This is a genomic window from Pristimantibacillus sp. Z349TD_6 (assembly GCF_056173205.1).
In genome coordinates, this window is the sequence record NZ_CM149662.1 from 7,743,234 (window position 1) to 7,765,991 (window position 22,758).

General features: G+C 43.6%; 19 protein-coding genes and 2 pseudogenes. 7 read left to right on the plus strand and 14 right to left on the minus strand.

Features of this window, described 5'->3' with window-relative positions:
- Position 1: 1 nt before the first annotated feature.
- Positions 2-553, plus strand: a complete 552-nt coding sequence (locus AC0VYE_RS33555) for an RNA polymerase sigma factor (RefSeq protein WP_475445176.1) — start codon at positions 2-4, stop codon at positions 551-553.
- Positions 550-792 carry a hypothetical protein gene (locus AC0VYE_RS33560; protein ID WP_475445178.1) on the plus strand — a complete coding sequence of 81 codons (243 nt, stop codon included), beginning with the start codon at positions 550-552 and terminating at the stop codon, positions 790-792. Before AC0VYE_RS33555 ends, AC0VYE_RS33560 begins: the two co-directional genes overlap by 4 nt.
- A 69-nt stretch (positions 793-861) precedes the next feature.
- Here the strand turns inward: AC0VYE_RS33560 and AC0VYE_RS33565 are convergent, their stop codons facing one another.
- The gene (locus tag AC0VYE_RS33565; protein ID WP_475445180.1) at positions 862-1,395 is read right to left on the minus strand and encodes a cysteine hydrolase family protein; all 534 of its coding nucleotides are present in this window, start codon (positions 1,393-1,395) and stop codon (positions 862-864) included.
- A 150-nt stretch (positions 1,396-1,545) separates the two neighbouring features.
- On the opposite strand from AC0VYE_RS33565, the gene AC0VYE_RS33570 reads away from it, so the two are divergent.
- Positions 1,546-2,607: a phosphatidylglycerol lysyltransferase domain-containing protein gene (locus tag AC0VYE_RS33570; RefSeq protein ID WP_475445182.1), complete on the plus strand. Its 1,062-nt coding sequence runs from the start codon at positions 1,546-1,548 to the stop codon at positions 2,605-2,607.
- A gap of 112 nt (positions 2,608-2,719) precedes the next feature.
- On the opposite strand, the pseudogene AC0VYE_RS33575 reads toward AC0VYE_RS33570, so the two are convergent.
- Positions 2,720-5,505 (minus strand): annotated as a pseudogene (locus tag AC0VYE_RS33575) (glycoside hydrolase family 3 C-terminal domain-containing protein).
- Positions 5,506-5,966: 461 nt separating this feature from the next.
- Between AC0VYE_RS33575 and AC0VYE_RS33580 the strand changes: the two are divergent.
- Complete coding sequence (locus AC0VYE_RS33580; protein ID WP_475445184.1) at positions 5,967-6,368, plus strand: RidA family protein; 402 nt, start codon at positions 5,967-5,969, stop codon at positions 6,366-6,368.
- A 115-nt stretch (positions 6,369-6,483) separates the two neighbouring features.
- On the opposite strand, the gene AC0VYE_RS33585 is transcribed toward AC0VYE_RS33580, so the two are convergent.
- Complete coding sequence (locus tag AC0VYE_RS33585) at positions 6,484-7,134, minus strand: MBL fold metallo-hydrolase (RefSeq protein WP_076266496.1); 651 nt, start codon at positions 7,132-7,134, stop codon at positions 6,484-6,486.
- Positions 7,135-7,203: 69 nt separating this feature from the next.
- Positions 7,204-8,409, minus strand: a complete 1,206-nt coding sequence (locus tag AC0VYE_RS33590) for a multidrug efflux MFS transporter (protein ID WP_475445187.1) — start codon at positions 8,407-8,409, stop codon at positions 7,204-7,206.
- A 248-nt stretch (positions 8,410-8,657) separates the two neighbouring features.
- Here AC0VYE_RS33590 and AC0VYE_RS33595 point away from each other — a divergent pair, with 248 nt between their 5' ends.
- Positions 8,658-9,266 (plus strand): TetR/AcrR family transcriptional regulator, encoded by a 609-nt coding sequence (locus AC0VYE_RS33595; protein WP_475445189.1) that lies wholly within the window; start codon positions 8,658-8,660, stop codon positions 9,264-9,266.
- A gap of 87 nt (positions 9,267-9,353) precedes the next feature.
- Here the strand turns inward: AC0VYE_RS33595 and AC0VYE_RS33600 are convergent, their stop codons facing one another.
- The 8 genes and pseudogenes from AC0VYE_RS33600 to AC0VYE_RS33635 all read right to left on the minus strand — a co-directional run bounded on the left by AC0VYE_RS33600 (position 9,354) and on the right by AC0VYE_RS33635 (position 19,175).
- On the minus strand, positions 9,354-10,298 hold the full coding sequence (locus AC0VYE_RS33600; RefSeq protein WP_475445190.1) for a hypothetical protein: 945 nt from the start codon (positions 10,296-10,298) through the stop codon (positions 9,354-9,356).
- 45 nt (positions 10,299-10,343) lie between these two features.
- Entirely contained in the window at positions 10,344-11,918 is a 1,575-nt protein-coding gene (locus tag AC0VYE_RS33605; protein WP_475445192.1) for a sigma-70 family RNA polymerase sigma factor, read from the minus strand.
- A 95-nt stretch (positions 11,919-12,013) separates the two neighbouring features.
- Positions 12,014-14,428 (minus strand): RNA polymerase recycling motor HelD, encoded by a 2,415-nt coding sequence (gene helD / locus AC0VYE_RS33610; RefSeq protein WP_475449819.1) that lies wholly within the window; start codon positions 14,426-14,428, stop codon positions 12,014-12,016.
- Positions 14,429-14,982: 554 nt separating this feature from the next.
- Positions 14,983-15,642, minus strand: a pseudogene (locus tag AC0VYE_RS33615) (3-hydroxyacyl-CoA dehydrogenase); the annotation flags it as partial.
- 177 nt (positions 15,643-15,819) lie between these two features.
- On the minus strand, positions 15,820-16,239 hold the full coding sequence (locus AC0VYE_RS33620; protein ID WP_076266502.1) for a MarR family winged helix-turn-helix transcriptional regulator: 420 nt from the start codon (positions 16,237-16,239) through the stop codon (positions 15,820-15,822).
- 68 nt (positions 16,240-16,307) lie between these two features.
- On the minus strand, positions 16,308-17,042 hold the full coding sequence (locus AC0VYE_RS33625) for an SDR family NAD(P)-dependent oxidoreductase (protein ID WP_475445194.1): 735 nt from the start codon (positions 17,040-17,042) through the stop codon (positions 16,308-16,310).
- Between the two features lie 115 nt (positions 17,043-17,157).
- Positions 17,158-17,964: an SDR family NAD(P)-dependent oxidoreductase gene (locus AC0VYE_RS33630; RefSeq protein WP_076266504.1), complete on the minus strand. Its 807-nt coding sequence runs from the start codon at positions 17,962-17,964 to the stop codon at positions 17,158-17,160.
- A gap of 260 nt (positions 17,965-18,224) precedes the next feature.
- The gene (locus AC0VYE_RS33635; RefSeq protein WP_475445196.1) at positions 18,225-19,175 is read right to left on the minus strand and encodes an alpha/beta hydrolase; all 951 of its coding nucleotides are present in this window, start codon (positions 19,173-19,175) and stop codon (positions 18,225-18,227) included.
- Between the two features lie 97 nt (positions 19,176-19,272).
- Between AC0VYE_RS33635 and AC0VYE_RS33640 the strand changes: the two genes are divergently transcribed.
- Complete coding sequence (locus AC0VYE_RS33640) at positions 19,273-19,995, plus strand: DUF4386 domain-containing protein (protein ID WP_475445198.1); 723 nt, start codon at positions 19,273-19,275, stop codon at positions 19,993-19,995.
- A 5-nt stretch (positions 19,996-20,000) separates the two neighbouring features.
- On the opposite strand, the gene AC0VYE_RS33645 is transcribed toward AC0VYE_RS33640, so the two are convergent.
- Complete coding sequence (locus AC0VYE_RS33645) at positions 20,001-20,585, minus strand: Crp/Fnr family transcriptional regulator (protein ID WP_475445200.1); 585 nt, start codon at positions 20,583-20,585, stop codon at positions 20,001-20,003.
- Positions 20,586-20,671: 86 nt separating this feature from the next.
- On the minus strand, positions 20,672-21,934 hold the full coding sequence (locus tag AC0VYE_RS33650; protein WP_475445202.1) for an MFS transporter: 1,263 nt from the start codon (positions 21,932-21,934) through the stop codon (positions 20,672-20,674).
- Between the two features lie 135 nt (positions 21,935-22,069).
- On the opposite strand from AC0VYE_RS33650, the gene AC0VYE_RS33655 reads away from it, so the two are divergent.
- Positions 22,070-22,666: a TetR/AcrR family transcriptional regulator gene (locus tag AC0VYE_RS33655; RefSeq protein WP_475445203.1), complete on the plus strand. Its 597-nt coding sequence runs from the start codon at positions 22,070-22,072 to the stop codon at positions 22,664-22,666.
- Positions 22,667-22,758 lie beyond the last annotated feature (92 nt).

The following is a 22,758-nucleotide window of genomic DNA, read 5'->3' on the forward strand; positions in this document are numbered from 1 at the left end:
TATGCCGATAAACGCAGAGGCTTTGTTTCAGCAAATGTATCGTACACATTCAAGGCAAATCTATTCTTATCTACTCGGACGAACAGAAAGTAAAGAAACGGCCTCCGACTTGCTGCAGGACGTATTCATGAAAATCTGGAACCGCAAAGATGTCGTCGAAAGCATACCCGAGGATCAACAATTGTATTGGATATTTTCGATTGCTGCCAATCGGGTCAAGGATTATTATCGGAAATCACAAAGCTATAAACAAGCTGTATCCAAAATCCAGCTGTATAGCTTTCCAAGTCCGAATGGTGACCTATCACAATTGTTGGCTGGCCGTGAGCAGTTTCACGAGCTTGAGTCAGCCATCCGCGAACTGCCCGAGGAGCTTCGTTCTATACTGCTCATGAAGGCTGTTGGCGGCATGAAAAGCGGTGAAATCGGCGCAGCGCTTGGGCTGCCTTCAGGCACCGTTCGCTACAAAATACTGCTGGCACGCCGTCAGCTTGCCGAAACGCTTGGTATGCTGCCCAAAGAAAAGGCTGTAGGAAGGAAGGGAAATGGATGAGCGATTACGAGTCAGATTTGAAGCTGCCTTCGGATGTCGAGCTACTGCTGGATGAATTGCTGGATACCTGGGCTCATCATGTCCAGCTCTCTTCACAGCAAACAGATGAAATCAACACACGACTTTTTACGGTTTCAGATGATCTAGGCTGCGAATGGTGGCATTCGTTATTTAATCAGATGCCATTTCATAATAAATCCTTTATCGTTTCACCCTATTTATATAAACGCTCTGGATAATCGTCTTAACATATGGAAAGGGACCGCCTTGAGCGGTCCCTTTTCTTGCTGTCATGCAAGTTTTAACGCCTAAAATGCCACTTCATTTACATCAAGAATAGTAACAAATCTTCTATTCCAAACCTTCTCATGATGTTCGATGATTTTTTGTGCAGTCAGGACGGAATTATCTAATGTACTATGGCTGTTTTTCGCTAAAATATTGTTCTTGTAACCACGACTGTAGGCTGCCCGAATGGTGGTGTCCAAACAAAACTCCGTTTGTGCTCCAGCAAATATAAGCTGCTCAATCGACATTTCCTCTAGCGTAGATGCCAGTTCGGTATCGTAGAACGAATCCCAGCTTGTTTTGCGTATCACTGTGTCTTCAGCCATTATGTCGAGACCATGATGCAGCTTCCAATCCGGTGAATCTACATAAAATTCATCATCTGCGTTGTCATAATCCGTATGCTGGATAAAAATAATGGGGACATTCCCCTCCCGCGCGGCAGTAATCCACTCATTGATTCGCGCTACCAACTCTTCTTTTTTGTAAAGATAATTTTCCGGCAACGAAAAAAAGGCTTCCTGTACATCGATAACGACCAATGCTTTTTTCATGAAAAATTCCTCCACATTCGTTATATTCGCAAGAAAAAAACCTAAAACATAGGTATTACTGGTATAATTTTTAACTATAATCTCTGTTTAATAGGAAGACAAATATTATTTCAGCTGGCTCCCAGAGACTGCTTACTTGGAGGCTTCACCATGATTGATATCAATTCTGAAGAACGTCTGAAAAATCTGCTTGAAAGATACGGCAATAACTCACACACGCATTTATACTACCTCGGTGATAAAGAATGGTTCTGGGATTCCGATTACGAGGCTTTGATCGTGTACCGCACAGCCTTAAATAGAAGAATTGTACTTGGCGACCCTGTTGGGAACCCCCGGTTTACTAGGCGCGTTATTGAGCAGTTTGTAGCAGACTGCAATGAGAATAAGCAAATACCCGTGTTCTATCAAGCAAAATCCTCATTTCTATCGCTGTATGAGAAGCTTGGGCTGCGCTGCTCCAAGATCGGAGAAGAAGCACAGGTCGACTTATCTACCTTTCAACTAAATGGAAAGCAATGGCTTAAGCTGCGAAATCGCATGAATAAATTTGGACGCTCCGGGTTTACGTTCGAGGTTCTGCACCCGCCATATTCCGATTCCTTCCTCCATCGTCTTCAAGACATTTCAGATGAATGGCTGGGTAATCGGAAAGAAAAAAGCTTTTCTGTAGGCTCTTTCGCAAAGGAGTATGTCATGCGTTTTCCAGTCGCGGTGCTCGTTGGGCCTGATGGAAATTATGAAGCGTTTGTCTCCATCGCAGGCGATCACCAGCCATTTATTAAAACAATGGAAGCAGAATCTGTTTGTCGGCGATTAACGGTTGATCTCATGCGTTATACAAAAGCATGCCCGCATGGCACAATGGATGTTCTATTTGTTTCCCTGTTCCTTTGGGCCAAAGAACAAGCCTATGATGTTTGCAGCTTAGGCATGGCTCCGCTTGCTAACGTTACTGATTCGCACATCATCAAGCTTCTCTATAAGTATGGGAACAAGCTGTATAACTTTAAAGGGCTTTATGAATATAAAAATAAATTCGCTCCAAACTGGGAAAATGTCTACCTCGTTTCGCAGGCTGCAGCTACTTCCATAAACGTTGCGCTGCTAGCATTAATCATTCATTCTAACGATTCCAATAAACAATCGCCCAGCCAAATTCCGCCTAAGCATTTTATACATAAAGTGCTGTCTTCAAAGAAAAGGGCTTAGCAGTAGAGCAATGAAGTCACAGCATTACTATACCGATTTTATAAGCAGGCAAAAATCAAGGGCACCCTTTCGGGTGCCCTCGTTCTTTCTGGTAAGATTACGCACAGTTGCATTACACTTTTTTAAATTCGATCCATTCAATCTGCAAGCCTGGCTTGATGAATTCCAGCTTCAGCTCATAAAGACCTGCTTCCAGCTCGACTTTCACAAGCTTCTGCTTGATCCATTTGCCTTCCGTTCCATTCGTCTGAATAGTCGTCATCAATTGATCGTTCAGTGTCACGTTGCAAGCACTTTGAGCTAGTTCAGGCTCAGGAGACATAATGCTGACAATAATCCGGTATTGGCCAGCCTGATCCACTTTCATAAAGCTTGATCCTACTGCAGCTGGTTTAACTTGTGCATTCTCGGAAAGTGCTTGCGCTTGCTCCGGAGATAGAGATGCATTCGCTTTGAATGTATCGACCTTCTCTTCAATGACTTGTTTTCTCGAGAATACCGGCGCATGCATAATGAACTCACAAATGTTCATCGCAGAGCGTTGAAGCTCGCCCCTTGTTAACGTTCCATTCTCCAGCGATTCAATCGTATTGTCATCCCAGCCATTGATTTCCGCTCCATAGTTAGGAACAACCATATATAGATCATTTTGTGCACGAACCATCCAGTTCGTATATTTACGATCCGCTGCTCCTCCATTGACGACATCGTTCATGATGGCCCACCAGTCTGTCATGACAATACCTTTAAAGCCCCATTCGCCGCGAAGCACGGTAGTGTTCATATCATAATTAGAAGCCGCCCAATGTCCGTTAATTGGATTATAGGAGGTCATAATTGAATTCGCGCCGCCCTCTTTTACCGCAATTTCAAAGCCTTTCAAATAAATTTCACGAAGAGCGCGCTCTGAGACGATAGCGTCTACTTTACTGCGATGCTTTTCTTGGTTGTTGCAGGCAAAATGCTTCAGCGTAGCGTTAGAGCCGCCTTTCATAATGCCTCGAGTACATGCAGCTGCAAATACACCGGAAATGAGCGGATCTTCTGAGAAATATTCAAAGTTGCGGCCATTTAGCGGGCTGCGGCGAATATTGAGGCCAGGCCCAAGCAGAGCATCTACGTTGTTGCTTAACAATTCTTGACCTTCCATAACGTAGAGCTCTTCGACCAGCTCTGCATTCCAAGTTGCCGCAAGCAAAGTACCAATAGCAACCTGAGTCGCTTTCTGCCCACTATCCATGCGAATACCTGACGGGCCATCTGCTGTACAAGCAACAGGAATACCGTAATTAAATAAGCTGTCGCTTACTCCGCCGAAAGCCGAAGCTGTACCCGGCGTAACAAGCGGACTGCTCATGCCTTCTCCTCTGACAATGGCAGCCAAATCTTGGTCGCTAAGCTGAGCGATAAAAGCTTCCATGCCAACCTGCTGCTCATAAACATCTCTTAATTTAAATCCTTTGTTTCCAGTTTGCTTAAGTGTTGCAGGAAGATTCTTCTCAATCCGTTCTGCTAAGGAAACGCTGCGAGTGGGTACTTCTTCCGTAATCAGCTCATATGAACCGTCTTCCTTCCGAGCGCCCGGCTTCATTCTGCTAAAGCCCTCTTTTGGTGCCATTGCCTCTTGCAGCTGCTCTACGACCTGAAGTGCTTCCACAACGTAACCGTCTTTACCTTGTACGCTTATTGCAATAAGGTTTTTAACGCTCGTTCCTACATAAAAGCGATACGTACCCTCTTCTAGAACATAAGCGGAAGCATGCCCTGTCACACCAGCGTCATCATAAGATGCCATTGTATCTACAGGAAAACTCACTGTTAGGCGCTCTGATTCACCTGCTTGAAGCACTTTGGTTTTGCCGAATGCAGCCAAAGCTTTAGCCGGTTGTCCCAATTTCCCTTGCGGTGCTTCATAATAAACCTGCACGACCTCTTTACCCGCGTAGTCAGCTCCTGAATTGGTAACCGTTACGTCAATTTCAACGTATTTCTTCCCCTCTTTAGTGGTCAGTATTGCTTGCTCAGAATCGACTTTAAATGAGGTATACGAAATCCCGTATCCGAATTCATATTGAACCTTCTCTGGACAAAATGTTTCAAAATAACGATAGCCTACATAGATATCCTCTTATAAAAGTTTTTAAATTCATTGCCATAGTTTCGAGTGGATGGATAATCATCGATGGAATAAGCAATGGTATCCGTCAATTTACCGCTCGGAGTCACTTCTCCGGCCAGAACATCGGCAATGGCGTTGCCGCCTTCCATGCCGCCCTGCCAAGAGTAGATCGCACTTGAAATGGGGTGGACATAACTTTCATCGTTCATCCAGCTCATATCAATAATGTTCGATACATTCAGCACCACGATGGTTTGCTCGAAATAGGCTGTTACCTGCTTCAGCATTGCTTTTTCGTCCGAGGTTAGCTGATAGCTTCCCGGTGCATCGGCATTATCCTGATCTTCTCCCGCTGTACGTCCGATCACAATGATTGCCTTGCTCGATTTAGCTCTTGCGCCCGACACTAGTTCATCAGTTAACGGCATTTCCTTCTGGTGCCATGGCTCAGCAGCCCAGCCGCCGCCGCCATTATCGAATGGATTTTGCTCTATCCACTTTTCATAGACAGCCGCAAGCTCTTCATTGACTGCCAGGTTCTTTTTACCGCGAAGACCGTCTAATAAATTCGTTGTATAAGAAACATGGACGCTCCCGCCTGATCCTGTACCGCTGCGGTAGTAATTCACTTGGGTTCTGCCAAAAACAGCAACGTTTTCGCCGTCTCGAAGCGGAAGCACTTGTCCTTCATTTTTTAACAGTACCGCGCCTTCTGCAGCTACGGTTCGACTAAATTCAGCAAAACCTTCTAATGGAACTCCCAGACTCTGTGTACTCATTTTGTTTCCTCCCGGTTGTCTATTCCACACATATGGCTGGTTCGATAGAAAAGTATTTATTCTCTTTCTACATTTCCAGTTTTCACGAACCCATGCATGTTCCCTATAAAATCCTTTTTTTTAAAAAAGATATACTAACAATATACAAGCACAGCTTCTAAAAAAGCAAAATTAACAGTTCTTTCCTCATCGGTGTCATGCAACAGCCATGCTATTCTTTTCACTTCAACAATGTTATTATTCTACTGTAAGTTATTTTACTTATAAATGAAGGAGGGATACTTGATGAAGAAGAGATCGATTAAATCATTATCTGTTGGAATCGGGTATTCTACTGCTGTTTTTTTCTAAAATTGATTAAGACGGGATAGGTCTGTCTTCAATTATAAAAAGATAAAAATACAGTGAAAATAAACTATTCATATTTGTTTATTTTCCATTCATAAGGAGACTTACAAACGATGAATTTAAATAATCAGGTTGTTCATAGATATAATCCGGAAAATATAGCGAAGCCGGTTGGCAGCTATAGTCATGTAACGAAAATAAGCAGAAATGCGGAGATGTATGTGTTTTCCGGTCAAATTGGCATTGATCAAAACAACAATATTCCTACCGATTTTAATCAGCAAGTAACCAATACAATGAGTAATATTGTTGATATCCTCTCTTCACAACAATTAACTCCCGATCATGTCATTAAAATCAACATTTGGGCTACGGAAGAAATAGATTGGGATCATTTCTATGCCATTTGGGATAAAGTGTTTGGCCAAACTCCCCCCTCCATGACGGTTGCTTATATCAAAGGATTAGGTTTGCCCGAATTAAAAATTGAATTAGACGTTTGGGCAGCAGGCTAGAGCCAGACTCTTTGCACATAAATCAAGCTAAAAGAGGCTCCGCAGATGACATGATCATCTCGCGGAGCCTTCTTTTGTGCATTCTAACCCTTAATAACACAGAGTTTTCCTTCTATTATTCATACTGCATCGTGACGACGCCAGCAAATTGGGACACGTTTTCTTTTGTAACTTCTAATGTATTCACTTCGGTCGTCCTATGTCCAACAGCCTTAATGAACTTATCCGCCTTGGCGAAAACAAATCTTCCTAAAATCCCTAGCGCCTTCGTACTGTAATGCATCGGAATCGCAACGGTCGCTTGTAATTGATGCACAACTTGAGCAGCTTCCGGTCCATCCAGTGTCATTCTTCCTCCAACAGGAACAATGGCAATATCTACTTTGCCAATTTCCTTTATTTGTTGCTCGGTCAATAGATGACCCAGATCTCCGCAATGGCAAATCGTTAGTCCATCCATCTGGAAGCGAAAAACGATATTCGGACCTTTTTTCGCACCATTTACCTTGTCGTGAAACGTCTTGAATCCTGTAATGCTCACATCGCCGCGACTGTATTCCTTAGGCTCATTCACCAGCAAATAATCGCCTGATGCGGCATTAATTTTATTATGGTCAGTATGATCATGCGTAACAACGACGATATCTGATTCAATGGGTACCGGCATGCGGTAGCCAAGAAATTTATAATAGGGATCGATGAGAACCCGCGTCCCTGCCTCCGAAGTCAGTAAAAATGAAGAGTGACCGAACCATTTTATGCGCATATTAAAAATTCTCCTCTCCTATATCTAACTTATTTCGCTGGCTAAACCCGAGAACGATCTCGCACTCGCTCACATCGTAAGCTTCTTTTGCCTATTAAGTTTTTTGTATACGTTAAAATAAACCCACACTGCGTTCAACAGCAACAATGCGCTCGTGATGAGAAATACATATTGAACACCGAACCAAGCGGCTACCTGTCCTCCTAAAATCGAACCTCCGAAGACGCCTAAATAGCCGGCCGACATGGCAAAACCGAACACTCTGCCCGTAATGGGGGCTGGCGTTATTTTCTTAATTAGAACATTAACGGAAGGCGTGAGGCCTGCTGCCGTTAAACCTAATATAAAGCGAAGGCCCATTAACTGCCAAGAATTACTCACAAAAGCTTGCGGTATAAAAATAATTCCTGCCGCCGCAAGAGCAACGAGCATCACCTTATGAACCCCGATTCGATCGGAGAGTTTCCCAAGCTTTGGCGCAGCAATGATGTTGGCCAGACCTGAAGCGGAGAATGTTAATCCGGCTATCAGTGCAATATGACTGGAATCATGGGCTAAATGAGTAATATAGACGGTAATAATGGGCTCCACGGAATATAAGGCCACTGTTAATATGAAGAAGGTAACGAACATCGTAATCGTTAAGCTTTTCTCAGGAATGAGCTGCCAGACCGCCTTGAGGGGAAGCACCTTTTTGTCCTCGCGAGTGAATGATTCCTTTACAAATAAGGCTGTCGTTAGGAATGCGATTAGCAGCAGCCCACTTGTTATAAAAAATACGTTTTGTAAACCAAATCCCTCTTCTATGAAGCCGCCAATTGATGGTCCAAGCAATGAGCCACTAATACTTGCTGTTGAAAGTGTGCCTAAAGCGTAGCCGGAATGCTCCTTATCCGTCTGCGTCGCAATTAAGGTTGTACAAGCTGTTGCATAACCCGTTATGACACCTTGCAATAATCTTAATCCAATCAGAACGTGCACATTCGTCGCAAAACCCATACAGCCTATAACAATCGCCATCCCAAGGCTTGCGCGGAGGAGCATCGGCTTTCGTCCAAACTTATCGGCCGCATGACCCCATATAGGTGAGAAAATAGCGGATATGATATAGGTGATACCAAACGCAATTCCAGAATATTGGGCAATGGAGCCTGTATCATGAACACCAAGCTGCTTGATATAGAGCGGCAATACAGGGGCGAGCATACTCATTCCTACGCCTGATACAAACATGCCAAACCAACAGACGATTAAATTTCTTTTCCAAATTGGCATGATGTTATGCCTTCTTTCCGCAGAGCCAGCTGCGGACTCCGTTTTTCAACCCTAGGCGACAATCCGAGCGTCGACGGTCAGCTCATGCATGAGCAAAAACACGGCATTATTTTGCTGATTGAGCTTAGGTTGTACGCTCAATTCGAATATGTTAGTATTAACCGGAGAGTTCTCCACTTGATATTAAACGGAGATGTCTCCGCTTGTCAAGAGCAGTCTGCAAACCTTACTTAGGAAGTGATGAAGTCATGAATGATACCGAGGAAACAAACGGCCGCTCCGAGCGTCGCGATGCTGCAGAAAACCGACAGCGTATACTGGATGCGGCTCTTCGGCTATTCGAGCAAAACGGCGTCGAACAGGTCAGCATGAATCAAATCGCCACGGAGGCTAAGATCGGGCCGGGAACGCTCTATCGCCGTTATCGCAACAAGGGCGAATTATGCCTGGATTTAATGAAAGAAAACATCGTTATCCTCTTCGAGAATATCGAAGCGTACTTGAAGCAAAACCGTACAGCCCCGCCAAGCCAACGATTAAAAGGGATCCTCACCTTATTCATCCGTTTCAGAGAAAAGAAATCCCAGCTGCTTGCAGGAGTTGAACAATCCACACCAACCAATCGGTATGCATCCCGGACACAGAGTCCCCTCTACATCGAGCTGCATGAACTATTAGTGCAACTGTTTGAGGAAATGGAAACAACCGGGCGCACTCAACCAAGCAGCGTCTTTAAAGCTGATATGCTGTTGATGGCTTTAAGCAGCGAATCCTATTCCTTCCAAAAAGAAGAGCGCGGCTATACACCCGAAATGTTTTTGGAACAAATCTGGTTAACCTTCAATACACATTCATGAGGATGCCGATCGTATATAGTTTCCTAAAATACAGCAAAAAAACGGCAACCCTAGACGAGTAAATACCGTCGTAGGTTGCCGTTTTCATTACCCGATAATGTATCGGAAGTTTTCCACTGCTTCAAGATTAGGTGTGGTGAGCCGGTTAATATGATTATAAAAGCTGTACGGGAATTTAAAAGTGTGACCAAAATCCCAATCCGTATGTTGAAAGCTTTGCAGCCAGTATTCTTCCTCAACAGGCAGCCAATCTGATCGACATGCCAGTGGTAGAGGCCAACGCTCTACTGAAGAGAACAATTTTGGCGGCTGCTCCGGATTTAGGTGATGACTGGTACGAAGAACTTTAACCAGCTTTTGAATAGAGGGAATTCCTTTTAGAAAATATTCGACATAACTGAGCTCATGCAAAATCGTTAATGCTTGCGAAAAAGTAAGCATATGTCCAATTAGATCATGATGAGCCTCTGATCTGTAAATGGTTTGAAAAGACGAAAGTTCATTTATGATAAATTCGGATAGCTGCTCAGCATTTTGAATAGCAGGAAAGCGATCACTCTCTGCCACTTCCAGCCGCTTCACGTCCGATGCCGAATACCCTAGCCATGACCTTCCGGGAATGGTTTTATTAAAAGATGCAATCAAGCTTGTAATGCCTTCAATATCATCCGCATGTCCCCAACCGTCAAGTTCTCTGATCGCCATCAAACTGATAGCTGCATAGATAACATTGTGTCCGACCCAGTGGAGCCCATCCATTGTAGGCAATAGAGCAGCCAGAATTTGTTTTTCGGCTGTTTCGGCATCCAGCTCTCCTCCGCTGCGAGCGATATGCTCGTATGCTCGACTGCGAAGCATTACGTCTGATTCTGCTGCTATTCGAGCTGACGTCTCGGCTGGCATCAGGTTTTCTTTCACGAAAAAATAGCTTGCGATAGCTGCCGCCCCGAAATGCGCCTCCCATATATCACCCGTTCGACCCTTGCACTGCGATATGATCGATAGGCCTCTTTCTAGGATGCGATTGTCCATCTCCCCACCCCACCTTTAAGCATAAACTTTATCTTTTAAATAAGGTCACGTTTCTGCGCCTATCTCAATGATCTTTTGTTCGATTGTATTCCAGCGCCACCGCGGAAAATATCCCTGCAAATGCACTCCGCCGTACCACTCATCTATTCCTTTATTCGCGATCCAGTCCTCTTTTCCATCCAACACCTTTTTTCCGAATTCGGTTAACGTAACGATACAATCGCGGAATGATAGCGATGAATCAAGATAAGACGGGAACGTCTGTAATCCGCCGATTTGTATTAACGGATACGGATCTCGAGACATTTCCTTTAAAATATGCCAGTATTGCAGATCACCCATACCCAAGGCGTTGAGTTTGTTTCCAACATGCTGAAATAATTCATACGGACCGTTTATTCCATCCTTGATCATCGCAAGCGTTGTCTGCTCTACAATACCAAGACCATTTTGTATAGATGGGAACCGCGATAAATGAAATTGAAATGCTTCTTGCGCAAACGGCAGCACGGACGTATCTTGAATTAACAATTGCTGCAGCTGCTGTGGATTCTGTGACGTATAGGCTTGCCAAAACGTTCTGCCTAAGTCCAGCTCTTCTGCCCCAATCGATTTCCAAGTCCCCGATAACGTCTCCATTTGCTCCCGAGAAAGCTGTCCCAACCCGCGAAACAGTTCAATTCCCGGATATTCCCCGATGCACAATAAGCTCAGCTTTGTTTTCTGCAAAGACTGCCCTGAGAACCAATGGAGCAAATGGCACAGCATCGTCTGATCGAACAAATCATGCTCAAACCAAAGCACAATCTCCTCATATTTATGAAAATCAGCCAACACTTTCTCCTGCGCTTCACTGCCCTGAACAAACTCAGAGCAAGGGATACCCATTGTTTGTTCCAAATATTGTGATCGTCTAGAACGATGGTCTAATGCAGCAGAATCTAAAAACACAGGACCATGAGGATAAACTTCCCGCCATACTAAAATCTCGCCCTGCACGATGCCTTGCCGCAGCTTCTCTGCTACTGAATCTCCATTTACAATATGAAGCACACCTTTTCCTCCTACATACAAATGATTATATACGGAGACCAAATCGGCTACTGGCAGAGCACCCTTCAATTTCCGACGAGCATCAAAGAGCCGCTTCTTTAATATCGGAACCGAAGTGCCCACAAAACTCGAAATTTCTTGAAGAGAATACCCTTGAATATAAAACAATTGAACCGCAATTCTCATATTCGGTGTTAATAAAGCTATAGAATCATGAACGGTCTGCTGCAGCTCTCTTTTCTCAATAATATCGGAGACACTAACTTGAGCCTCTGCCGATTGTGCAGCTTCCTCGTAAGGCACCATGGGATGATGCTTTCTACGTGTAATACGATAGCATTGCCGTATCACAATAGCTTTGAACCATCCCGGAAATGCTTCTCCTACTCGCAGTTTATTTAAATGCAGAAAGGCTTCAGTGAATGCTTCTTGTACTGCATCTTCCGCTAGTTGAAAATCGTGCAGCTTCTCGTACGCAACCGCATTCGCCATTGCTGTATAGTGCCGGACAATAGTTTCAAAAGCTTGCCGATCCCCTTGTTTTGCGTCTTCGATATACTGAAGCATGCTCCCGCTCCTTTCTTCCGTATGATATAGAAGTGCCAACGGATTTCTCAAAGGTTACGGGTTTTGGTTTTTGCACTGCAAATCACAGCAGCCCCTTATTGCTCCAAATCATACAAGGAACGATCCACGGCTTGAATATAAGGTGTCCAATCTCCTGTCGTGTAGAGGATAAGCTGGTGCATCGCACGTGTACATGCCGTATAGAAAAGCTTGCGTTCGCTTTCCCGATGATAGGTCTGCGAAGAAGCATCGTAGATCAGCACGGCATCGAATTCCACTCCCTTGGCAAGATACGCAGGAATGACATGCACTCCATTCTCGAAGGTAGGCGTCTTCTTCGTAATGAGCCGAAGCGCCTGACAACCCACGTCTGTCAACGCTTCGTAGGCATCACAGCTCTCGGTCGCTGTCTTTGTAATGACGGCGATAGATTCGAAGCCTTCAGCTTGAAGGGCAGCAAGATCTGCCGCGATTCTGTCCACTCGTTTCTCACTGCTATCCGTCATAAAGAGAAGCGGCTTCTTGCCTCCTCTTTCGAAGGGCACGATCGCCTCCCCGTATGGCAGCAACAATCTCGTAAATTCCACAATTTCACGGGTGGAGCGATAGCTGCGAACTAGAAAGAAGCGTTTCGTTTCTGTTTCGCCATAAAGCCTTATAAGCGGCGAATCCATCTCGTGCAAGTTCGTCGCCTGCGTAAAGATCGCCTGGCCGAAATCACCGAGTACCGTCATTTGAGCACGGGGAAACAGCTTTTTGAGAAATTCATACTGAAACATCGAGTAATCCTGGCCCTCATCAACAAATACATGCCGAACCTCCGTATTGGTCCGAATACCCTCAATGAGTTCTTTTAAATACAGGTATGGTGTCGCATCCTCATAAAACAATTCGAGCTTGCTCAGCTTCTCTTTCGTTTGCTTGCATATTTCTGTCCAATCACTAGGCACTTCGGTTTCATTCGTCATTTCCTGATAGGCGTTACGATCACTGAACAATTGATCATAAATACCAACCATATCTATAAATAACAACCGTCTCACACTTTGCCTCAGCGGTTTAAAGTTTTCTTTCACAACCATTCGGCGCAGCAGCTCTTCCTCCTGCTGGGCAAAATCAAATACATCGTCCTCTTGCTGGTGCTTATTGTTCATGATGTTATAGGCTTCGACATATTGCTCTGCAAACTCGAAGATCCCTTTGTCTTTACGCAAAAACTGATAGGCAGCCGCATATTGATCATTATCGAGGTAGTTGAGTTCCTCCTCCACCCAGCTTTCGTCCCGCTCCTTACGCTCCAGCATGGCCAGCTCACCCAGTATCCACTCCTGCAGCAAAACGACACGATTGACCAAGCGGATGGAGGGGTCGTAGCTGTAAAATTGCGATTTCATTTGCTCCGCGGTAATTAATTCACGATCTCGGAACTGAATCGCCTGAAATCGCATGCCTTTCTGGCCCAGCCACAAGGCATAGTTTCGGAGAGCTTGAAGGAAAACTTCCGACGACTTATATTGAATCCCCTTCATCCTCGCCTCGTATCCCAGATCGGATTCTTCCGTCAGCACATATTCGAGCTGATCGAACGGGTCCTCCAGACGAAATGTCCGTCCAAGCCAATATTCCAGATATTCCTGAAAGGTCGTCTGCTGCATATTTTCCTCGCCAAGCTCGGGAAGAACGGTGGAGACATAGCTGTTAAACATCGGATTGGGCGAGAAAAGCACGATTTGGTCCGCTTTCAGCCTCTCGCGGTGTTTGTACAGCAAGTACGCCACACGCTGCAGTGCCGCAGAGGTTTTCCCGCTTCCCGCGGCTCCTTGCACAATGAGCATTCGGCTATTATCATTGCGAATGATCTCATTTTGCTCCTTTTGAATAGTTGCAACGATACTTTTCATCTGTGCATCTGCGCCTTTACCAAGCACCTGCTGAAGCAGTTCGTCGCCTATAGTTAAGCTCGAGTCGAACAAATTCTGAATCTGCCCGCCCCGAATCTGGTATTGCCTCTTCAGTTCCATTTTCCCAGCGACATGCCCACCTGGTGTTTCAAAGGCGACCGCCCCTGGCGAATAGTCATAGTATACACTCGCTATAGGTGTACGCCAGTCATACACTAGGAAGCTCATACCATCTGCATCGACGAAGGACGATACGCCGATATAAACTTGCTCCTTGGATTCAAGACCATCCTCATGAAAGTCGATACGCCCAAAATAGGGAGAAGGCAGCAAGCGGTTCATACTCTTCCACTGCCTCTTCAGCTGCGCGTGGCTTCGTTCCCGTTCGGACAAAACCGCAGACTGCTGCTTAATCGTTAAGAAGGTCTCTTCAAAATCTTCGTCTGTACTCGTATCGACCGTAACCTCTTCCCAAAATCGTTTGCGGATGTCCGCCGCCTGATCGCGAAGCTGATCCACTTCAGGCTCTAGCTCAGCGATACTTGCTTGCAGCTGTTTCGTAACCATATCCAACCGTTCCTGCTCTTGCTGCCAATCTTTTGCATTCATCATCCTCCTGAACACGCTCCTTATTCGTTTGGTCTGGAGAAGAAAAAGAACATTTGACAAACTGTAAATCCATGTGATAAGATAAGAGTGTAGATAAGATGTAATAAATCTGCGAACTTCAAAAAAACTATTCAGTAGTTCATTAATATTATCATAGTCCTTCTTTGTGCGCAATTTATTTTATATAGTTGACCTCGGCAGCTTCTGCCGGGGTCTTTTTAATTTAGTCATAACATCCCAAGACCATTTCTCTAACGAACTGTATGATGCTTATTATGCAGAAAACGGCTTCCGTTCCATTTTAACGAATCTTATTAACGTTATTGCATGCTTTGTAACGTGTTATGAGCTGCTTTTCTCGAAATAATGATTCTGGAGATCGTTACAATTTTAATCCACTACAAATGGTTAAAATAAGACCTGCTAGGTTCGTAAGCTGTAAATATGCTAAGGGGAGGAGATCATTCTGCTTACGCTTCATAAAAAATAGGAGCTGCTCCAAGCGTAGATAAATCTACTTGGGACAGCTCCTTTTCTTTTGTAACGAAATAGAACTAACTTTTCAAAAAATCCGGTTTAATGAAATTAGGATTCGGATATTTATAAAATCCTTCTCCGGTAGCTCTTCCAAGCTTTCCTTTATCTACGTACTCTGACTTCAATAGCGTAGCCACTTTCTCAAAATTTTGATCGCCTGTAGCCTGCGCTTTTGCAAGTCCGATATTGTAAGCGGTATTGATGCCTACAACGTCCAAGATGGCAAACGGGCCTAGTGGCGCTCCTGTTGCTACCATCCATGTTTTATCAATCGTTTCTACATCAGCAACTTCTTTGACTAAGAGCAGCTGCGCAGCTTCCAATAGAGGAACTAATAAAGAATTCAAAATATAACCTGGCTGTTCTTTATGTAAAGGCAAAGCAACCATTCCGATGGCTTTCGCAAACGCAATAACTTCATCGAATACCTTCATATCTGTTCCCGGATGCCTCATGATTTCCGCCGTATTGTTTTTCCAAATCTCATTTGCAAAATGCAGCGCTAGAAACTTTTCCGGACGAGCTGTTGCATCCGCAAATTGGCTTGGCAATAAAGTTGAAGAGTTTGTTGCAAAAATCGTTTTGGCAGGAGCAGCCTCTCCCAACTTCTTGTAGAAATCAATTTTCATTTGTACGACCTCAGGTATAGCTTCAATGACAAGATCGGCATCAACGATCATTATCAATTTGCTACAATTAAAGAAATAAGCATAAACGAGAACATGCCTAAGACCGTCCTTTGGATCGTCTTAGGCATGTTTTAAATAATAGGCAGCTTGCAAGGCTTACCTATCCTCTTTTTAACAAACACCAGTACGATTCACCGCAACCACAATCGTGCGTAAACAGAAAATCTAGTCCTCACTATTCAGCTTACTATACAGGTTGGCTAGCTGCTCCCGCTCCTGCTCGGTCAATTTATCTAATAAATTTGTACGCAGCCTTTGCCCCTCCAGCTGTGCTCTTTTAAGAATATCTGCGCCTTTGTCGGTAATGCCCAAATAAATAATTCGACGATCAGACTCATCCATTAATCTGACGACTAATTTCTTGGCAACAAGTTTTTCCGATAAATAACTAAGCGTTGGCGGGGTAAGCCCTAATATTTTTGCAATGTCCGATGGCCTGCTCTTTCCGTTTTGTTTAAGATGGCCGAGCACAAGCACATGAGAAACACCTAAGTCCTCATTGAATGACTTGTTCCACTGAATAATCATTTTATTGGTGAACTTATCCATGTTATGTATGAGATTGAAGATGGTTTGCTCTTCCATAAAGACCTCCTTGGCGCACATAAATGACAGCCCTTAATTAAAATTAAGGGCTGTCATCATATTACACATTATTGAGCTGAGTATCCACCATCAATGACTAACTCAGATCCTGTAATATACGAAGAATCATCAGAAGCTAAGAACAGCGCTGCTTTGGAAATATCATCAGGTTGGCCTAAACGCTGTAGAGGTGTGGCCTGGATTAAGCGGTCCAACAGGTCCTTTGAGGTGCTTAAAGCTTGTGTCATTGGTGTTTCAATGATCCCAGGAAATAGTGCGTTTACCCGAATGCCTTGACGGCCAAAAGCTGTAGCTGCCGCTTTAGAGATCGCGCGAACCGCACCCTTAGAGGCTGAATAGTGATTAAAGCCTTGGCCGATCAAAGCCGTGTACGAAGAAATATTAACGATGGAGCCTTTCTTTTGGGCTGCCATATAGGGAGTGACATGCTTCATCCCGGCAAATGGGCCAAACCCATTAATGGAGAGCATTTTCTGCCAATCCTCGATATTGATTTGCTCGTATGGTTTTTCAGAAGAGATGCCTGCGTTGTTGACGAGAATATCAATTTTACCAAAACGATCATGAACATCCTTTGCAAGCGCCTGCCAATCATCATCAGAGGCAACATTCAATTTCATTCCGTAAACATTCTGTTTTTGACTTGCCATTTCAAGAGCTGCCTCATTAATGTCTGCGGCAATAACGATAGCTCCTTCTTGTGCAAATAGATTAACCATATGTTCGCCTATACCCGATGCCCCGCCAGTAATGATTGCTACTTTATTGTCCAATTTCCCCATATTGCATACTCCTCACGTAATTTGATTGATCTGCTATTTGTTCCTATCATTAATACCGCATCGCGAATTTCTATTATTCATGTCAGCATACTTTGGCTAGCCGCTTCAGCTGTTATTAATGCTGTGCCAATTTCATATATTGCTCAAAATCAGGGACGGATGGGTTTGCAATATAATGCCCTCCCTCAACCTGAATCGTCTGTCCAGTAATAAATCTGGATTCATTTGAAGCAAGGAACAGGACGGTATGTCCAATATCATCCGGTTCTCCGTGATAAGGCAGTGCGTTATATTTAGCGAAGATATCCAATACCTCCGAGGGCATATTATTTTTAGCAGCCGGCGTCAAAATCAATCCAGGTGCTACTGCATTACAACGAATGTTATTCTTCCCATATTGGGTAGCGATATATTTGGTAAGATTTATAACACCGGCCTTCGAAGCTCCGTATGCAACCCGAACTGCATCTCCATGAAAACCCGCCATGGAAGCTGTATTAATAATCGAACCTCCACCAGCTTGAATCATATGCGGGATAGCAAATCTGCAGCCGAGTAAAACACTCTTTAAATTAACATTCATAAGCCGATCCCACTCATCCAGATCAACATTAACAACATCTATATCCTTCTTCAGGTTTGTCGAGCCAACATTATTGAACAGGCTTGTGATTTTACCATATTGTTGCACCGTAAATTCAACTGCTTCCTTAATGGACACTTCGTCCCCGGCATCAAGAAATACGCTTACGGCTTCGCCGCCTTGGATTTTAATATTTTCGGCAGCTTCTTTTGCCCCCTCAGCATTAAAATCGGCAATGACTACTTTTGCTCCCTCTTTTGCCATCAAGTTAGCTGCGGACAAGCCTATGCCTGAAGCTCCTCCAGTGATAAGCGCCACTTTCTCGTTCATTCTTCCCATTATTCGTAAACCCCTTCCTTAGAGACACTCACGATAAAGTAATATGATCGCATTGTATTTAGATGTCTAACTATTCGATGTCTAAATACTATCAAATTAATAATTATCGTGCAAGGGTACAATTTGGTATCGAAAATACGCAAGAAAAATAGGGACAAACGCCATCGCGATAAAATCGTACAGCCTATAAACGCATATCAGCCCTTTTGCATTCCGCAAAAAGGGCTTTTTTAAGTCGATATGAATAGTTGTTTTACTTATTATTCGTTCTCTATTGTTTTCAAAAAAGATAGCACCGCAGCATTCATCTGCTCTAGCCCCGGCTGTTCAATTGGAAAATGGCCTGCCCCTTCTAAAGCTACATATTCCTTTTTACTTTTTATTTTTTCAAAAAATGGTTTGCTGAAGCTATACGGAGTCATAGGATCCAATTGAGGATGGACGAGCAAAACCGGACAAACATCAAAATGCTCAGGTTTTATTGCCGGTTTCATATTTAAGAACGTTCTTAATAAGCGCAAAGGGATCTTCGTGCCTGCAGCATGAGCATCATTCATAATAAGCTTGTTCAACTCGACATTGTTCGTAATTAATTTCATACGAGATACACGATTAACAGAGATATGTAAGGAATCTAACAGATTAGGAAAACTGTCCATCGAAAATTTCCCCAACCGACTAATGAGTTTGTTAGGAGCTAATTGATCACGAACGCTGGAATCACTCGTATCAACAAATGTTGTTGCAATTAATCCTTTCACTTGCTTACTCTGTACAGCGGTGTGATAAGCTAACATGCCTCCTATGCTAGTACCTAGCAAGATAATCGGTTTACCGTCCCGCTTCAATTCCTCATCAATCAATGCCGCAAGTATGTCAATCCAAAGCTGATAATCTAATTGTTTTGCAGATTTTGCATAGCTTAAGCCATACGGCGGCAGATCCGGCGATACCACTTCATAACCGTATGTTTGCAGTATTCGTGCATATGGGGCCAGCAATCTGCCATTCCCGCCAGCGCCATGGATGAAAATAATTTTTAATTTTGCATCCGGAGCAGGCATTCGATCCAAATGAATATGAACATTGTTCCAAGTCATCCATTCTTCTTTTGGCAATCCGTTTTCATTTATCTGCATTTCTTCAGGAAAAAACTTCTGATATTGCTTCCAGTAATCCACCAATTGATTATAGGTTTGAGGCGTATTCATGAATTTAAAAATCCCTCTTCCTTGATTTAAGTCAATGACCGGTCATAATCCTCCTAGTTAAAATGAAAACAATACAGGATCTATAGGAGGCTTTCTTATGACTATCACCTTACAAGAAAAATCAAATCAGCGAACTGCTGCACTAACGGCTGGCATTTCACTCATCATCATGACTCTTGCCTCATTTTTTTCCTATGGCTTTGTCCATGGGAGCCTTGTTGTGGAAGGCGACGCCAGCGCGACATTCAACAACATCGTATCATCAAATAACCTCTTCAAAGGTGAAATCTTTGGCTGGGTCATCATTATGATTTCTGACATTCTTGTCACCTGGGCTTTTTATGTGTTCCTAGAGCCATTGAATAAGAGCCTTTCATTGCTAGGCGCATGGCTCCGTCTTACTTATACGACAATACTCGGAATTGCCATTCTAAACTTGATCCTTGTATGGCTGCTCTCGAAAAATACAGACCAGTTGGTCTCATTTAATATCGAACAGACGCAATCTCTTATGATGCTTTTTCTTAAGGCATTCCAATCGATTTGGTCTATTGGCTTGGTCGTTTTTGGCGGGCATTTGTTCATTGTGGGCTATGTGGCTTTAAAATCAAACCGTATTCCTAAAGTGATCAGCATTCTACTGCTGCTTGCTTCAATGGGCTATATCGTCGTTCACCTTAGCAAAACGTTTCTTTCACAATACGATGGGGTAATTGATGTACTTAACGTCGTATTTATGGCGCCAATGATTGCAGGAGAGCTAGGCTTTGGAATTTGGCTGCTGCTCAGAGGAGGGAAACTTCCCAGAAGTGAAAGATAGCTTCCTTAACTATCGCTGGTGTTGACCCGTTTCTTGATTCTGCTTAATGACTCTGGCGTTATGCCAAGATAGCTTGCCAATTGATGTTGGGGCACACGATCAACGAGATGAGGCCTTTTTCGTAATAGCGCTTTGTAGCGTTCTTCAGGTGCAGAGGCAATGAATGATGTCAACTCATCTTGTACCTCACCCAGATTTTCTTCTACCATTATGCGTACCATTGATTCAAGTTGTAAGTGTTTATTAAACATGCCTTTTTCATCACCGAGCTCCCCAACCACCAATACACAATCTTCAAGGCAAGTTAAGGTATACGCGGACGGTTTATTTTGCTGATGACGATTGAAGATCGATACGGCTTGCTCTTCTGTGAAAAAATTCGATGTAACCTCTTTTCCCGCTTCATCTATTAAGTACTGTCTGACAATGCCCTTCAGCACGAAATAACACTTTGTGGGAACATCTCCTTGTCTAAGGAGTACTGTTCCCTTTTTATATTCCTCGACAAGGATGTCATCGACGATAGCCTGTTGTTCCCCATCGCTAAGAGACGTAAATTTAGTCATATACTTAAACAATATGCTTTTCATTTCGTTATCCTTTCATCAGTACCGCTTTACGGTTCAGCATATCATCTAGAAAGTGAATTTTAAAGCGCACCTTCCCTCAAAATAAGTCAAAGCGCCTCGCTTGCTGCAACCTTATTATTGGGGATTCGAAGCTTCCGTTTATGGGTCGTAAATAATATGAAGTACCCCAGCGTTACAAGGATACAGATTAGAATGTCAACGGCAATCAGGTTCTGATAACTTCCAAAATAATCGAAAGATAAGCCTCCAATTAAAGCTCCCACTATACCGCCTCCCTGGTGGAATAGAAGAAGGACTCCCGTATGTTTTCCTTTCCCTTTCGCAAATTCATTAATGACAAGGATTCCTCCCGGTACTGCGGTTAAATAAGTAATTCCAAACGCGATTGCAAATACAATGGGCGAGCTTCCCAAGTGCATAAAGAGGAAAACAAAACCCAAAATACGTATGCCATACAATATGGACATCATCATTAATTTATTGTATCGATCCAGAAAATAGCCGCAAATGAGAGCCCCCGTAATTTCCATAATTCCAAGTATACTCATGGATAAGGCGATCATGCTTGGTGACACTTCTGCCAACTGATGTATAGCTACCAAGTTCATTTCGACGGAACCCATATTAACACCGCAGGTGAACAGCGCAATAGCGACCACGACAAAGATAGGAAGATGGACAAATTTCTTGGGTGGTGTTGTTTCTTTAAGCGGCATATCATGCTCCTCGATCACTACTGGACGATCGGTTTGAGCTTTTTTTATATTTTGCTGTTGAGAGCTCTTAATTCCCAGCCAAATAACAGGTAATGTCACAACAATTCCTAGGGCAAAAGAAGCCATAAAGGCATCCTTCCAAGTCAGCCATCCCGCGGATACAAAAATTGGCGTAATAATCGCTAATCCTACAGAGGAAGCACTCCCAAGCAGTGCCATTGCTTTAGCACGATGATGCTTAAACCATTCAAACATCAATATATAACTTGTCGTCAGCCCAATACCAGCTAAACCAGAGATTACACCATACCCAATGAAAAACAAGATAGGCTGGTTCCCTAACACGACAACGCCAGTACCCAAAGTACTCAAGACTGCACTTATAAACAATATCCTTTTTGCACCGTAACGATCTACAAGCCAGCCTCCCAAAGGGGCACATATCGCTGTAATTAATAAATTTGTCGACCATGCCATCGAAATAAATCCCCTGCTAATCTGTAAATCCATTGCTATTTGTACCTGAAAAAAAGACATGCTGAACCTGGTCAATGCACCAATAAATCCAATAATCCAAAGACACCCTAATCCAATCCATGCATAACTGGATTCCTTAAACCATGTTGTGCCCATTATCGTTTCACCCCTGTCGCTCATAAAAGATACCGTTCGGTATCTTTTATGATAACATAGATGGTATGTTTTGCAAGAGTGCAAATCCGTTTGATATACTACGTGTACAAATACAGTTACGAACGGGGGATGACGATGGAGAAAGGTGAAAAGACACGCCATTACATCATAACGAAAGCCGCTGAACTTTTTAACCAAAAGGGATATTCGGGCTCATCCTTATCTGATATAACAGAGCTGACAGGCATTAAGAAAGGCGGCATTTATCGTCATTTTTCCAGTAAAGATGAGATTGCATATGAAGCCTTTAGTTATGCCGGGCGTATTGTTGGTGCTCAGCTTGCTCATGCAATCAGTCAGCAGGAAACGGCCTCTGGCAAGCTGCTGGCATATTTAAATATATACGAGAAAGTCGTTGAAGCGCCTCCCTTCATCGGGGGCTGTCCGCTCCTCAACACCGCTATCGAAAGCGACGACAGTCATCCAGGCCTACGCGAGAAAGCCCAGCAAGCATTGCAAGGTACGCTGGAAGCCAAAAGAAAAATTATATCCGAAGGTGTGCAAAGCGGTGAGTTCAAAGAAGACCTTGATATAGAGGCGCTGGCTACCTTCTCCCTTTCCATCATGCAGGGCGGCATTATGATGAGCAAGCTTGAAGGTAATAATCGGCATATCCGGATGAATATTAAGAGCTTTGCTGCTTATTTAAAAACCTTGCGCGAATCCAGTTAGTTGATTTCAAGCCAAAAAAGAGCCTCGTGAGTAGTCACGAGGCTCTTCTTAATAATTTGTAATGAGCAAACATTTAGGAACTACCGTTATTC